Genomic DNA, 14,874 nt, shown 5'->3' on the forward strand with positions numbered 1-14,874 from the left:
GGCTTGAGGCTAGGCGAACGTCACTCACCTGGACCCGGTGCAATCCCGGGTGGCTATTCCGGCCGCCGATCCGCCGGACAACGCAATTCGCAATCCCTGCCCCGCCCGTCAGACCCCCGGCCAGACCCATGGCCAGCCCACCGGGCGAACGGCGCCGATGCGATTCCTGCGGAAACCCCTATCGATGAATACCCAGTCCCTTGCCCGATATCGCAGCGAATGGTTCAGCGGCGGCGCCGATGCCCGGCGCGACATCCTGGCCGGCATGGTCGGCACTTTCGCGCTGATCCCCGAAGTGATCGCCTTTTCATTCGTGGCCGGCATCGACCCCGAAGTCGGCCTGTTCGCCTCGTTCGTGATCGGGATCGTGATCGCCTTCGCCGGTGGACGGCCGGCGATGATCTCCGGCGCGGCCGGCTCGGTCGCCCTGGTCGCGGCAGCGCTGGTGAGCAGCCACGGTCTGTCCTATCTCCTCGTCGCCACCATCATGGCCGGACTGCTGCAGATCGTCTTCGGGCTGGTGAAGCTCGACGTGCTGCTGCGGTTCGTCTCGCGGTCGGTCCGCACCGGCTTCGTGAACGCGCTGGCGATCCTGATCTTCTCGGCGCAGGTGCCCCAGATGCTGGGCGTGACCTGGCACACTTATGCCCTGATCGCCGGGGGCCTTGCGATCATCTACCTGCTTCCCCGGATCACCACCGCCATTCCCTCTCCGCTGATCTGCATCGTCGTGCTGACCGGGATCTGCGCGGTGTTCCCGATGCCGGTGCGAACGGTGGCCGATCTCGGCCGCCTGCCTTCCTCGCTGCCTTCCTTCGGCCTGCCCGCCGTTCCGCTGGACTGGGACACGCTGCGCATCGTCGCGCCCTATGCCCTTGCCATGGCCGCCGTGGGTCTGCTGGAATCGATGATGACCGCCAGCGTGGTGGACGACCTGACCGAGACCACCAGTTCGAAGGCACGGGAATGCACCGGCCTCGGCCTTGCCAACGTGGCGGCCGGGCTGTTCGGCGGCATCGCCGGCTGCGGCATGATCGGGCAGACGGTGGGCAACGTGCGCTACGGCGGACGCGGGCGGCTCTCCACGCTGGTCGCCGGCGTGTTCCTGCTCGTCGTCATGGTGCCGCTGCGGCCATGGGTGGCGCAAGTGCCGGTCGCCGCGCTGGTGGCGATCATGATCATGGTCTCGATCAGCACGTTTTCGTGGAAGTCGCTCCGCGATCTGGGCCGCCACCCCAAGGTCTCCGGCGTCGTCATGCTGGCGACCGTCGCGGTCACCGTCGCCACGCACGACCTTTCCGCCGGGGTCGCCGTGGGCGTGCTGCTCAGCGGGGTGTTCTTCGCCTTCAAGGTCACGCGGATGATGGACATCCGCGTCGATCACGATCCCGCCACCGACACCCGGACCTACACCGTCTCCGGGCAGGTCTTCTTCGCCAGCGCCGATATCTTCGCCGACCGGTTCGACTTGCGCGACACCGCCCGCCATGTGCGGATAGACCTGACCGCGGCACACCTCTGGGATGTCACGGCAGTGGGCGCCCTGGAAGAAGTGGTGGCGAAAATGCAGCGCCACGGCATCGCGGTGGACGTGATCGGCCTCAACCGTGCCAGTGCGATCCTGGTGGACCGCTTCGCCCCGCAGGCCAGCGAGGCCGCCACCTGAGACCGGCCTGAGGCCGGCCGGATGGCGCAAAAAACCGGCCAGAAACCGCCGTCCGGCCGCGAATACGAAAAAAAATGATGAATCTCGGCCGCGCCGAACGTCATAGTATTATGCAGATGACAATCACTAGCAGAAATATCGTGACGAGCGCCCCGGAGACACGGCCGGCATCGGCGAAACCGCCGGCCCGTGTGCCGATACCTGCCTCCTCCGTTCCGCCTGCCGATCCCGCCATGCGCTGAGGCACGACGATGGCCTACAGCAACCGCTCCCTGCGCCGCCGCCCCCGCGTCGAGCGGCGCGTCCTGTCGCTCCTGCGCGGGGAGGAGACGCTCGCCGAGCATGCGGCCTGCTTCGTTCGCCTGCGAACACTGGCGACACGCCGGGCGCTGACGGTCCTGCAACCCGGAACGCTGTACCTCGGCGATGACGAACTGACACTGCTGGGCTGGATCGCCGCCGCGCAGCGCCAGGTATCGAGGCGCTTCAGGCCGGATGACAGGTGCCTTGCCGCCAGCATCGAACGGTGCGCGGGCATCCTCGACGAGGCGGGGCTGCACCTTCACCCGCTCACGCTCTACGAACACTGGCTGCGCGGGCTGGAGTAGGCCAAAAAAAAGGCCGGTCGCGAGGACCGGCCTTGGAAAGTTTTTGGGAGAGGATGCCTGAAAGGCCCGTTCCGAATGATCCAAACCGAGAGATTCGGCAAATGAGGAAAATCGAGCGGTAGTTGCATATCACGCAATCATCACGAAAATCCGGTACCTCCGCTGCGATTGCAGGGGCGCGACGCTCGATTGCAGGTGCATGTCTTGCAATCGCAACACAGGTACGTCAACTCACGCAGAAGCCCCGCAATAAATCATTATTTTTCATATGATTAAATGATTTTCAAAGCTTCAGCCCGGGCTGTTCAAGATGCTTTGACACCGTTGCACCGCCGTTACGCGCGGTGAAAAACACCCGCATGATTTGCAAGCGGAGCGGCCGCATCGTCAGAAATGCGCGAGATAACCGCCATCCACCCCGATGACCTGCCCGGTCACATAACTCGCCGCCGCCGATGCCAGGAAAACGACAGGCCCGGCGATCTCCTCCGGCCTGCCCCAGCGCCCCAGCGATGTCCGCCGCGCGAGATGATCCGCGATTTCGGGATCGGCAACCATCGCCGCATTCGCTTCGGTGGCGAAATAGCCCGGAGCCACCGCATTCACCGTGATCCCCCGCGCCCCCAGTTCCGCCGCCAGGGCGCGCGTCAGGGCATCGAGGCCGCCTTTCGACATGGTGTAGGCGGCATCCCCGGCCCGCGCGATCTGCCCCGCGATCGAAGTCACGTTGATGATGCGGCCGCCCTGCTCCATGCCGGGCGCGATCGCACGGGCCAGATCGAACGGCGCCACCAGGTTCACTTCCAGCATCCGCCGCACCGCCTCGCGGTCCAGCGCATCCATCGTCCGCCGGTCGCGATGGCCGGCATTGTTGACGAGGATATCGATGCGCCCCACTTGCGCCAGCGCGGCGGGCAAGGCGGCTCCGTCCTCAAGGTCGAAGGCGGCGATCGCCGTTTCGCCGCCCAATGCCTCGATCTCCAGCGCCAGAGCGCCAAGCTGACCGGCCCGGCGGCCATGAAGAACCACCCGCGCGCCTTCCCGTGCGAGGCCGAGCGCGATCTCGCGGCCGAATCCGCCGGAAGCCCCCGTGACCAGCGCCGTCCTGCCTTCCAAGATCATGAGAATCCGCCTTTTTCGGCATTGTACGGCGAGCGGTGCGCCCATGCGAGCGCGGGAAAACCGGAAAAGCGCGTGTCCATCCACTTGCGTTACAACGCCCTCTCTTTAGGGAAAAGTCCCCTACCAAGGGATTATCCGGGCTTGTGCCCATCCCGGAAAAATCGCGCTATTTCCTTGGGTTACAGGGTCGCATGGCGCCACTTTTCAACCGATCCCAAAATCCCAGCCATTGGCCGCAATAGAAAACCTTGCGCTTGACGCTCAATTCTCAACCAAATAGGTAGACAAGCACACCGCACGGCATGGTTGACCAGGCCCACCGTGCATTTCCAAGGTTTCCTGGTCCGCGGCATTTGATCGGGAAGCAGCTTGCTCCGCGTTACCAACCGCTAAAGCGCGCGATGCTCAGGCGACAGCGCCAGGCATCGTGTTCCCCTCACGCCAATGATGAGGTGATACGATGCAGACGACCATCCAGCGCGACTGACGCGCCCAACGGGCTGAACCGCAGGACCTGAACCGCCAGCCGACCACGGCGGCGGGACGGAAAACTGCGCCCTCCGTCACAGATTTCGCCTGTCTCCCGCCGGAACCGCAGGTTTCGCGTCTGGAGCCGTGCGTCCGCCGGACCTTGCCGGGCCTGATCGCAGGTCCCGCGGCGACGGCTTGCGCCCTGAAGGCACGCGGGCGCCCGAAAAGCCGCGCCCGGCACCCTAACACATTCGAAATACCGAATTTCATGCCCGACGATCGATCGGGCGAGCACATCGAAAACAGGGATCGACCTTAATGCTTCTCAAGTTCGCCATCGCTACCAGTCCACTCGCGCTCGCAGCGACGCTTCTTGCCGCCGCGCCCGCGCTCGCCGCCGAGGAAAACGGGGTTCCCGGCGCCGCGCCCGAAGCCGCCGCCGAAAGCTCAGCCCTTGCAGACACCCTGGCGGACAGCGGCAGCGGCGAGGCCATCGTCGTCACCGCCTCGCGCCGCCGCGATGAAAACGTGCAGGACGTGCCGGTCGCCATCAGCGTGATCAGCGCCGCCAGCCTCGAAAAGCGCGGGGACTATACGCTGGGCTCGATCCAGCAGCAGGTGCCCAGCCTCCAGGTCATCACCTTCAACCCGCGCAACACCAACATCAACATCCGCGGCCTCGGCTCCAACGTCTCGCTCACCAATGACGGGCTGGAGAACGGCGTCGGCTTCTATATCGACAACGTCTACTACGGCCGCGTCGGCCTTGCCCAGTTCGACCTCGTGGACCTTCAGGGCATCGAAGTGCTGCGCGGACCGCAGGGCACGCTGTTCGGCAAGAACACCACTTCAGGCGTCATCAACGTCACCTCGAAGAAGCCCACCTTCGATCCCGAGCTTTCGGCCGAGGCCAGCATCGGCAACTACGGCTACTACCAGGTCCGCGCCTCGGGCTCGGCCGGTATCTTCAAGGACCTGCTGGCAGTGCGCCTGTCCGGCGCGATCAGCGAGAACGACGGGTTCCTCTGGAACAAGACCACCAACCGCCGCGCGCAGGACTACCTGAACAAGAGCATCCGCGGCCAGATCCTCCTCACGCCCGATCCGGACTTCGAGGTCCGCATCATCGGCGACTATGCGCGCCAGAAGCAGAACCACGTCCTCAACGTCTTCGCCGGCCTCCACACCACTTATGCCGACGGCACCACGATCGCCGGCAACTTCGCCCAGCGCGCCGCCCGTTTCCCGGGGTACACGCTGCCCAGCTTCGACGCCTTCGACCGCGTGGGCGAGGCGGACAGCCACTACCAGTCCTACATGGCGGGCTACGGCGTCTCGGGCGAGGTCAACTGGAACCTCGGCGGGCCGACGCTGACCTCGATCACCGCCTATCGCTGGTGGGACTGGGACCCGGCCAACGACGGTGACAGCACCTCGCTTCCGGTGGTGGTCAAGGCCCAGCAGGCCAACCGCCAGCGCCAGTTCAGCCAGGAACTGCGCCTTGCCTCGAAAAGCGGCGGCAGCTTCGACTACGTGATCGGCGGCTATTACTTCTGGCAGACGGTTCGCGGCTACGGCGCCACCGGCTACGGTTCGGCCGCGCCGCTGTGGTTCCTCGGCGCCTCCAACGCGGTGACCGACGCCGCGCTGAACGGCTACGAGGTGAACTCCTATTCCGAGCCGCAGACCAAGACGCTCGCCGCGTTCGGGCAGACGGACTGGCACATCACGCCCTCCCTCACCCTCACCACCGGCCTTCGCTTCACGCATGAGGAGAAGAAGGGCGTCTACCAGCAGTGGGTGGCGCAGGCGGCCGACATCTCGGGCTATTCGGACGCCGTCCAGGCGCAGATCCTCGCCATCCGCGCCAGCTTCAACAAGGTGGTGCCGCTCTACAGCACCAGCTTCAGCGACAACAGCCTCTCGGGCCTGATCTCGCTGAGCTGGAAGGTGGCGCCGGACGTGCTCCTCTACGGCAGCTATTCGCGCGGCAACAAGTCGGGCGGGCTCAACCTCACGCAGCTTCCCGCCAGCGTGACCGATCCAACGGTGAAGCCCGAGAAGGTGGACGCCTTCGAAGTGGGCGTGAAATCCCAGTTCCTCGACCGCCGCGCCACCTTCAACGCCGCCGGTTTCTGGACCGAGATCAGCGATTACCAGACCGCCATCACCGACTTCGACCCGGCCAACCCGCTGGTCAGCCGCCAGTACATCGCCAACATTCCCAAGGTCCGCTCGCGCGGGATCGAGGCGGAGTTCAACATCGCGCCGACGGACAACCTGAGCTTCAACGCCTCGGGCACCTGGACCGACGCGAAGTACGTCAGCTACACCAATGCCCCGCAGGCGATCGAACGGCTGAACCTCGGCGCGGTGCAGGACCTTTCGGGCGAGCGCCTGCCGGGCGTGCCCAAATTCGCCTGGAACGTGGGCGCGGACTTCAGCCAGCCGCTCGGCACGCTGGGCGATCGCGATCTCGGCCTCTACGCCCACGCGGACTACGCCTACCGTTCGAACTTCAACACGTCGGCCTCCAATTCGGCCTGGGCCAGAGTGCCCGGCTTCGGCCTCGTCAACGGCCGCATCGGCGTGAAGACCGACGACGGGCTCTGGGACTTCTCGATCTGGGCCAAGAACCTGTTCGACAAGGACTACTTCGTGAGCCTGGGCGCCGCCAACACCGGCGTCGTCACCGCCCAGCTCGGCGAACCGCGCACCTTCGGCGCGACCCTTCGTACCAAGTTCTGACCCTCCAGACCGGAAGCGCCAGCCATGACTTACGAGACATATCCTTCATCTTCGCCGGGACAGGAACGGCTCGATGGCTGGCGCCTCCTGCGCTTCACCGCCCTGGCGGTGCCGGTCTACGCGGCGGCCCAGCCGGTGATGGCCTTCGTACCGGCGATCCTGTCGCGCCACTACGCCATCCCGCTGGCCGGGCTGGGGCTGGTCTACCTGATCGGCCAGGTGGTGAATTCGCTGCTGGACCCGGTGATCGGTTCGCTGAGCGACCGTACCGTCAGCCGCTTCGGCCGGCGCCGCCCGTGGATCGCGGCAGGCGGCCTGCTGTTCATCATCGGCAGCGCCATGCTGTTCTTCCCGCCCGAAGGCGTGGGGCTCACCTGGGTCGGTATCGGCGTCCTGTGCTACTACACCGGCGCCTCCGCCACCCAGACCACGCTGCTGGCCTGGTCGGGCGAGATCAGCGGAGACTACGACCAGCGCACGCGGATCGCCTCGCAGTTCACCCTGCTGTCGTCCGCCGCGCTGGTGCTCACCCTGCTGCTGCCCACGCTGGCGGACCAGCTTCGCCCTGACGACGGCCCGCTGCGCCTGACCCTGTTCGGCACGCTGGTGCTGTTCACCGCCGTCCCCGGCCTGCTGCTGACGCTGACCGCCGTTCCCGATCGCAGCGCGCCGGTGGGCGGGGAACCGTTCGCGCTGGGCAGGACGCTGAAGGCCGTGTTCGGCAATCCGCTGCTGCTGCGCGTGCTGGCCGCCGACGCCGCCGTCACCGCCGGGCAGGGCGTGCGCACCGCGCTGCTGCTGTTCATCGTCACGATCTACTTCCAGCGCCCCGAATGGGCGGCCGGGTTCTTCCTGCTGCAATATTCGTTCGGCGTGCTGGCCGGGCCGATCTGGCGGCGCATCGGACTGCATCTCGGCAAGGGCCGGGCCGCCGTCGCCGCCGAACTCACCCAGGCCGCGATCAACCTCGGGCTCGTCTTCCTCACCCCCGACCGGTTCGGCCTGATGATGGCGCTGGCGGTGGCGCAGGGCCTCTCGCAAGGGTCGGGCAACCTCATGCTGCGCTCGATGGTCGCCGACGTGGCAGACCTTCACCGCGCCGAGACCGGCGAGGACCGTGTCGGCCTCTACTATTCGGTCTTCAGCGTCTCGATGAAGCTCGGCGGCGCCCTCGCCTTCGGCATTGCCCTGCCGCTCGTCACCGCCTTCGGCTTCGACCCCAAGGCCGCCACCAACACGCCCGACGCGCTTCACGCGCTGCTGCTGGTCTTCGCCATCGGTCCCGCGCTGGCGCACACGCTCGCCGCCGCGCTGGTGGCCGGGTTCCCGCTCGACGCGGCGCGCCACGCAGAGGTCCGCCGCCAGCTCAAGGCCCGCGACGATGTCTACGCCGCCGCGCTCGTCCCCGCCGAATGACCTTGAACACCGACCGTCCCCGTTTCCAGACCAAGCAGAAGGAATGAATGCCATGACTTCGATTGCCACTTACGCCAACGCCAAGGACCCTGCATCGCCGCTTGACGTGGCCCCGATCACCGGCACCATCGGCGCCGAGATTCGCGGCGTCACCCTTTCGGGAGAGCTCGACGGGGGCACCGTGCAGGCCATCAAGGATGCACTCGTACGCCACAAGGTGATCTTCTTCCGCGGCCAGCACGAACTGGACGACCAGCGCCACGAAGCCTTCGCCTCGCTGTTCGGCGATCCCGTCGCTCACCCGACCGTGCCGGTGGCCGAAGGTTCGCGCTACCTGCTCGAACTGGACAGCAAGGAAGGCTACGCCGCATCGAGCTGGCATACCGACGTGACCTTCACGGACGCCTATCCGGCCGGCTCGATCCTGCGCGCCATCACCATTCCCGAAGCGGGCGGCGACACCGTCTGGGCCAATGGCGAAACCGCTTACGAAGGGCTGCCGGAAAGCCTGCGCCAGTTGGTGAACAACCTCTGGGCCGTCCACTCGAACGATTACGACTACGCCCAGGTTCTCGCCAATGCGCCCAAGGCCGACGACGCCGCCGAGGATCGGGTCAAGTTCCACAAGAGCGTCTTTGCCTCCACCGTCTACGAGACCGAGCACCCGCTCGTCCGCATCCACCCGGTCTCGGGCCAGCGCAGCCTGCTGCTTGGCCACTTCGTAAAGCGGATCGTCGGCCTGAACCAGGCGGATTCGGCGCGGCTCTTCTCGATCCTTCAGGAACACATCACCCGCCCCGAAAACGTCGTGCGCTGGCGCTGGCAGCCGGGCGACGTGGCGTTCTGGGACAACCAGGCCACCCAGCACCGCGCCGTGGCGGACTTCGGCCTCCAGCGCCGCACCCTGCGCCGCGCGACGATCGCCGGATCGGTGCCTGTCTCGATCGACGGCCGCCACAGCCGCACCATCCGCAAGGAAAAGGCGACCACCTACGAACCGGCCTGATCCCTCATACCTGCATAGGCCGTCACTTCCCGCGCCGCGTCTCCAGTCGCGGCGCGGGACTTTTTCTACCAAGGACCACCTGATGAAAACCACGCGTTTCGCGTTTGCCGCCGCTTTCGGCGCGGCTCTGCTTGCCTCCACCGCCGCCCCGGCCGCCGCGCGGGCGCCTGCTCCCGCCGGTGCGCCGTCCGAAACCCCTGCCCGGCAGGCCCGCCCGAACTTCCTCGTCATCATCGCCGACGATCTCGGCTTTTCCGATGTCGGGGCCTTCGGCAGCGAGATCGCCACGCCCAATCTCGACCGGCTGGCCCTGAACGGGCTGCGGCTGACCGGCTTCCACACCGCGCCCACCTGCTCGCCCACGCGCTCCATGCTGCTTTCCGGCACGGACAATCACCGCGCCGGACTGGGCAGCATGGCGGAACTCACCGCGCCCAACCAGAAAGGCCAGCCCGGCTACGAGGGCTATCTGAGCCGCGACGTGGCCAGCCTTGCCGAACGCCTTGCCGCCGGGGGCTATCGCACGCTGCTTTCGGGCAAGTGGCACCTCGGGCTGACGCCCGACCTCGACCCCCATGCGCGCGGCTTCCAGCATAGCTTCGCGCTGCTGCAGGGCGGCGGCAATCACTACGGCCGCGATCAGGGACCGGACCCGGTCAAGAACACCACCTATACGCGCGACGGCAAAGTGCTCGCCTCGCTCGACAAGGATTTCTATTCGTCGGACGCCTATGCGACCAACCTCATCGCCGAGCTGAAGCAGAGCCGCCAGGAAAGCCCGGACAAGCCGTTCTTCGCCTACCTTGCCTTCACCGCGCCGCACTGGCCGCTGCAGGCGCCGCAGGAAGATGTCGCCCGCCAGAGCGGCAGGTACGACGTCGGCTTCGACGAGATCCGCCGCCGCCGCATCGCCCGGCAGGAGCAGCTCGGGATCGTGCCCAGGGGCACCGTGGCCCACAGCGTGCGCGCGCCGCGCGGCGGCTGGGACTCGCTCTCCGTGGCCGACAAGCGCGAAGCCGCCCGCGACATGGAGATCTACGCCGCGATGGTGGAGCGGATGGACAGCAATGTCGGGCGGGTGATCGATGAACTGCGCGCCAGCGGCGAACTGGACAACACGGTGATCGTGTTCCTGGCGGACAACGGCGCCGAAGGGCTGGATTACCGGACCACCGGCGCCAAGATGCTCGGCAGCCGCGTGGCCGAAGCGGACAATTCCTTCGGCAACCGGGGCAAGCCCAACTCCTATATCACTTACGGCCCCGAATGGGCGCAGGCCGGCACGGCGCCGTCCTGGCTGACCAAGGCCTACGCCTCCGAGGGCGGCACCCGCACCGTCGCCTTCGTCAGCGGCAAGGGGCTGGCCCATCCCCGGAGCGTGAACAATGCCTACGTCAGCGTGGCCGACATCGCGCCCACCCTGCTGGACTACGCGGGCGTTCCCGCGACCGGCACCACATTCCAGGGCCGCACCGTCCTGCCGATCACGGGCAAGAGCGCGCGTTCGTGGCTGGAAGGCAAGGCGGCCTTCGTCCACGCCGCGGACGAACCGCTCGGCACCGAGCTGTTCGGCTCCCGGGCGCTGCGCAAGGGAGACTGGAAGGTCACCGATATCGGCGACGGCCAGTGGCGCCTGTTCAACATCGCCAAGGACCCCGGCGAGACTGACGACCTTTCGGCCGCCAACCCGGAGAAGCTGCGCGAACTCACCGCCGACTGGCAGGACTACGCCAAGGCCAATGGCGTGGTGCTGCCCACCGAAGCGCCTTACCGGCCGTAAGGAAACGCACCCGCGCCGGGGCGGCCGATCCGATTGCCGGATCGGCCGCCCCGGCAATCCCGGTCATGCGCATTTTCCAATCAGGTGATTCCACCGGATGGGAAAACGTTCTAGGTGCGCTCCATGGCCAGGAAAAAGCGATACCTGACGGCCCGGATGCCGGACGGCTATGTGAAGACGATCGGGCCGACCGCCGACCCCTTCACCCATTACTGGCGCATCGTCGCCGTGCAGGAAAACGGCAAGACCGAGGTGTTCTGGGGCCACACGCGCTCGCTCGCCGAAGCGAAGAAGCGCAAGGCCGCAACGCAGGACGCGGTGCGGATACGCGGCTGGAAAAGCTACGTCTTCGAGATCGCCGAACTGGAGGAAAGCGCGGAGGCGCCTTAGGGTCAGGACCCATTAATCACGCCTGCGAGGCACCGGAATGGCGAACATATCGGGCCAAAGCGGCTGCCGGGCGGGCTGGTTGCCCGTCCAAAGCCGCTTTGGCCCGAGATGGAAGCCATTCCGGCGTCCCGGAGGGATTTGATCAAAATGGCCCAGTGCAGCGTCAGAAAGGCTTGAAATATAGACATATTACCACGCCTTCCTTCCTCGCTCTGAGCCATTTTGATTCAAACCTCACAGGCGTGATTAATGAGTCCTGACCCTAGATCTGCACGAGGTGCGCCACGTCCTGCGCGCTCTGTTCGGCCACGTTGCCGCGGTGCGTGATGCGCCCGCCCTGCATCGCGGCGTAGCGATCCGCAAAGCGCCAGACGAAATCGAGGTACTGTTCCACCACCAGGATCGTCATGCCCAGTTCGTCCCGCACATGGGCCAGCGCAGCTTCGATCTGCTGGACGACATTGGGCTGGATGCCCTCGGTCGGCTCATCGAGCAGGAGCAGAGACGGCCGCCCCGCCAGCGCCCGGCCGATGGCAAGCTGCTGCTGCTCCCCGCCCGACAGGAAGCCGCCCGCGCGGGCCCGGATATCGTAGAGCTTGGGGAACAGGTCGAAGATGTGCTGCGGCACCTTGCCCCCGTCCTGCGCCGCACGCGGCCCGGCGGCGCAGAGCCCGGTTTCGAGGTTCTCCATCACCGTGAGGTGCGGGAAGATATGGCGGCCCTGCGGCACGAAACCGATCCCCGCCCGCGCCCGGTGATGCGAAGGGCTGGCCGTCACCTCCGCGCCGTCGAAAGTCAGCGCGCCGCCGGTGACCGGGCGCGTGCCCATGATCGCGTGGAGCAGCGTGGTCTTGCCCACGCCGTTGCGCCCGATCAGCGCCATGACCTCGCCGCGCCGCAGTTCCAGATCTAGGTCCCAGAGAACCTGGCTCTGGTCGTAGCCGGCGCAAAGGCCCTTGATGGTCAGCAGGTCCTCGCTCATGCCGCGTGTCCCAGATAGACCGCCGCGACTTGCGGATCGGCGCGGACTTCGGCGATCGAGCCCTGTTTCAGGAACTTGCCCTGGTGCATGACGGTAACGGGCGCTCCCAGTTGTTCGACGAAGCTCATGTCGTGGTCGATGACGAGGACGGACTTTTCCCCGCCCAGGCTCAGGATCAGTTCGGCGGTGCGCGCGGTTTCGGCAGGCCCCATGCCGGCGGTGGGTTCGTCCAGCAGCAGAAGCTGCGCTCCGGTGGCCAGCACCATGCCGATCTCCAGCCACTGCTTCTCGCCGTGGGCAAGCTGGCCGCCGGGTACTTCGGCCCGGCCGATCAGGCCGACGCGTTCCAGCGTGTCCTCGATCACCGCGCGGTCGGCGGCGGGAATGCCCAGTCCGAAGCTCTTCCACCAGCGCCGGTCCTGCCGCGCGGCCAGCGCCATGTTCTCCCGCACCGTCAGCATCGGCAGCACACCGGGCGCCTGGAACTTGCGGCATATCCCGCGCCCAACGATGGCCTGTTCGGGCAGGCGGCTGATGTCTTCCCCCCTGAACACTACCCGGCCTTCGGTGGGGCGGACACGGCCGATGATCGTATCGCACAAGGTGGACTTGCCCGCGCCGTTGGGGCCGATCACCACGCGGGTCTCGCCCTTGTTCAGCGTCATGCTGAACCCGTCGAGCGCCTTGAAGCCGCTGTAGTCCACGGTCACGCCGTCGATGGCGAGCAGAAGGTCGGCAACCGCGCTCATGCCTTGCGCTCCTTGACGAGGCCGACCCTGACCAGTCCGGCGAAACCGTTGGGCAGCAGGGTGACGACGAGAATGAACAGCGCGCCCATGCAGTAGAGCCAGATTTCCGGGAAAGCGCTCGACACCGCATCGCGCGCAAGGTTCACCGCCAGCGCGCCGACGATGGCGCCTGCCAGCGAGTAGCGACCGCCCACCGCGACCCAGATCACCATCTCGATCGAAGGCACCACGCCGATCAGCGCGGGCGAGACGACGCCGGCGTGAAGCGTGAACAGTGCCCCCGCCACGCCCGCCAGCAGCGCGGCCAGCGCGAAGGCCACGGTCTTGAACGGGGTGGTGGCATAGCCGAGGAAGCGCACGCGGTTCTCCCCGTCGCGCACGGCGCGCAGCAGGATGCCGAAGCGCGAGGCGAGCAGGAAGCGCAGGCCCGCATAGACCGCGCAGAGGATCGCCAGCGTCAGCCAGTAGAGCCCGTTGGCGGTGCCGGGGCTGGACAGATAGAAGCCGAAGACCGAGGTGAAATCGGTCAATCCGTTGAACCCGCCGGTCACGTCCTGGCGGCTGATGATCAGCGTCGAGAACGCCAGCGCCAGGGCCTGCGTGATGAGCGCGAAATACGTGCCGCCGACCCGGCGATGGAACACCGCCCAGGAAAACAGCCCGGCCACCAGCGCCGGCACGATCAGGATCGCGGCCAGCGTGAAGGGGGCGCTGGCGAAGGGCGCCCACCAGCCGGGCAGGGTCTCGCGGCCGCTCCAGACCATGAAGTCCGGCAGTTCGCCCGCAGGCAGGTCCGCCATCTTCATGTGCATGGCGATGGCATAGCCGCCGAGGCCGAAGAACACGCCCTGCCCCAGGCTGAGGATGCCGCCGTGGCCCCAGATCAGCACCAGCCCGCAGGCGAGGATCGCCATCGCCATGAACCGCGCGAGCAGGTTCAGGTCATAGGCCGAGAGATAGAACGGGGCGGCAGCGCCAAGGACCAGCAGCACCCAGGGGAGTGCACGCCTCAGCGGCTCGGGAATGGCGATTTCAGGCATCGAGCTGGCGCGACTTTACTGCGACCACGCCTTGCGGGCGGATCTGGATGAACAGGATGACGAAGACCAGCAGCAGCATCTGCGAGACGCTGACGTCCACGTAGATCTGCGCCAGCGCCGAGAACACGCCGAGGATCAGCGCGGCCGCGGTGGTGCCGACGATACTGCCGAGCCCGCCCATGACGACCACGAGGAAAGCCGGGATGATGTAGCTCTGCCCCACGTTCGGCGTCACCGGGCCGAGCAGTGCCAGCATGACGCCCGCCAGACCCGCGATGCCGGAACCGAGGCAGAACACCATGAAATCCACCCGCTTCACGTCGATGCCGGTGGCAGACGCCATCATGCGGTCCTGGTTCACCGCGCGCGTCAAGAGGCCGATCTTCGACTTGAGCAGCAGCAGCGCCAGCCCCGCCAGCACCAGAACGGCCATGACGATGATGAAGAGCCGGGCCGAAGGGATGGTGACGCCCAGCAGCACGAAGCTGCCGTTCAGCCAGTCCGGCGCGCGCACTTCCACGCCGATGGCGCCGAACAGGTCGCGCGCGGCCTGCTGCAGGATCAGGCTGACGCCCCAGGTGGCGAGCAGGGTATCGAGCGGCCGCGCGGAAAGGCGGCGGATCACCGTGGACTGGATCACCCCGCCCATCGCCGCCGCGCCCACGAAGGCCACCGGCAGCGCCAGCAGGATGCCCGCCCCGCCCGGCACGACCATCAGGGTCAGCCAGGCAAGATAGCCGCCCAGCATCAGCATCTCGCCGTGAGCCATGTTAATGACCCGCATGATCCCGAAGGACAGCGCAAGCCCCAGCGAGGCCAGCAGGTAGAGCGAGGCCAGCGAGACGCCGTTGAACAGCTGGTTGGAAAAGAGTGCGAGGTCCATGGCGGGGCCGTCA

At 66.8% G+C, this 14,874-nt stretch carries 12 protein-coding genes and 1 other annotated feature; of the genes, 7 read left to right on the forward strand and 5 right to left on the reverse strand.

Going from position 1 to position 14,874, the window contains the following annotated elements; all coding sequences use genetic code 11:
* The first annotated feature begins 27 nt into the window (after window positions 1-27).
* Window positions 28-83: a sequence feature (sul1 is cis-regulatory element that is thought to sense ions involved in sulfur or methionine metabolism; They are found in Alphaproteobacteria), on the forward strand.
* Between the two features lie 101 nt (window positions 84-184).
* Complete coding sequence (locus U9J33_RS20470; protein WP_054434418.1) at window positions 185-1,666, forward strand: SulP family inorganic anion transporter; 1,482 nt, start codon at window positions 185-187, stop codon at window positions 1,664-1,666.
* Between the two features lie 251 nt (window positions 1,667-1,917).
* Window positions 1,918-2,274 carry a hypothetical protein gene (locus U9J33_RS20475; RefSeq protein WP_185999055.1) on the forward strand — a complete coding sequence of 119 codons (357 nt, stop codon included), beginning with the start codon at window positions 1,918-1,920 and terminating at the stop codon, window positions 2,272-2,274.
* 387 nt (window positions 2,275-2,661) lie between these two features.
* Here the strand turns inward: U9J33_RS20475 and U9J33_RS20480 are convergent, their stop codons facing one another.
* Window positions 2,662-3,396 (reverse strand): SDR family oxidoreductase, encoded by a 735-nt coding sequence (locus U9J33_RS20480; protein ID WP_054434414.1) that lies wholly within the window; start codon window positions 3,394-3,396, stop codon window positions 2,662-2,664.
* 789 nt (window positions 3,397-4,185) lie between these two features.
* Between U9J33_RS20480 and U9J33_RS20485 the strand changes: the two genes are divergently transcribed.
* From U9J33_RS20485 to U9J33_RS20505, 5 genes are all read left to right on the forward strand, one after another.
* Window positions 4,186-6,615: a TonB-dependent receptor gene (locus U9J33_RS20485; RefSeq protein ID WP_054434412.1), complete on the forward strand. Its 2,430-nt coding sequence runs from the start codon at window positions 4,186-4,188 to the stop codon at window positions 6,613-6,615.
* Window positions 6,616-6,639: 24 nt separating this feature from the next.
* Window positions 6,640-8,031, forward strand: coding sequence for an MFS transporter (locus tag U9J33_RS20490; RefSeq protein ID WP_054434410.1), 1,392 nt, complete (start codon window positions 6,640-6,642; stop codon window positions 8,029-8,031).
* A gap of 52 nt (window positions 8,032-8,083) precedes the next feature.
* Complete coding sequence (locus tag U9J33_RS20495) at window positions 8,084-9,037, forward strand: TauD/TfdA dioxygenase family protein (RefSeq protein ID WP_054434423.1); 954 nt, start codon at window positions 8,084-8,086, stop codon at window positions 9,035-9,037.
* Window positions 9,038-9,119: 82 nt separating this feature from the next.
* Window positions 9,120-10,817: an arylsulfatase gene (locus U9J33_RS20500; protein WP_185999056.1), complete on the forward strand. Its 1,698-nt coding sequence runs from the start codon at window positions 9,120-9,122 to the stop codon at window positions 10,815-10,817.
* Between the two features lie 123 nt (window positions 10,818-10,940).
* The gene (locus tag U9J33_RS20505; RefSeq protein ID WP_132470255.1) at window positions 10,941-11,207 is read left to right on the forward strand and encodes a hypothetical protein; all 267 of its coding nucleotides are present in this window, start codon (window positions 10,941-10,943) and stop codon (window positions 11,205-11,207) included.
* A gap of 262 nt (window positions 11,208-11,469) precedes the next feature.
* Here the strand turns inward: U9J33_RS20505 and urtE are convergent, their stop codons facing one another.
* The 4 genes from urtE to urtB are packed head-to-tail and all read right to left on the reverse strand — an operon-like array spanning window position 11,470 to window position 14,861.
* Window positions 11,470-12,189 (reverse strand): urea ABC transporter ATP-binding subunit UrtE, encoded by a 720-nt coding sequence (gene urtE / locus U9J33_RS20510; protein ID WP_185999057.1) that lies wholly within the window; start codon window positions 12,187-12,189, stop codon window positions 11,470-11,472.
* The gene (locus U9J33_RS20515; RefSeq protein WP_185999058.1) at window positions 12,186-12,938 is read right to left on the reverse strand and encodes an ABC transporter ATP-binding protein; all 753 of its coding nucleotides are present in this window, start codon (window positions 12,936-12,938) and stop codon (window positions 12,186-12,188) included. Before U9J33_RS20515 ends, urtE begins: the two co-directional genes overlap by 4 nt.
* Complete coding sequence (gene urtC, locus U9J33_RS20520; protein WP_185999059.1) at window positions 12,935-13,978, reverse strand: urea ABC transporter permease subunit UrtC; 1,044 nt, start codon at window positions 13,976-13,978, stop codon at window positions 12,935-12,937. Before urtC ends, U9J33_RS20515 begins: the two co-directional genes overlap by 4 nt.
* Window positions 13,971-14,861: an urea ABC transporter permease subunit UrtB gene (gene urtB, locus U9J33_RS20525; RefSeq protein ID WP_054434487.1), complete on the reverse strand. Its 891-nt coding sequence runs from the start codon at window positions 14,859-14,861 to the stop codon at window positions 13,971-13,973. Before urtB ends, urtC begins: the two co-directional genes overlap by 8 nt.
* Between the last annotated feature and the right edge of the window lie 13 nt (window positions 14,862-14,874).

Source organism: Novosphingobium sp. RL4 (assembly GCF_035658495.1).
In the GTDB taxonomy this organism is placed as follows: Bacteria; Pseudomonadota; Alphaproteobacteria; order Sphingomonadales; family Sphingomonadaceae; genus Novosphingobium.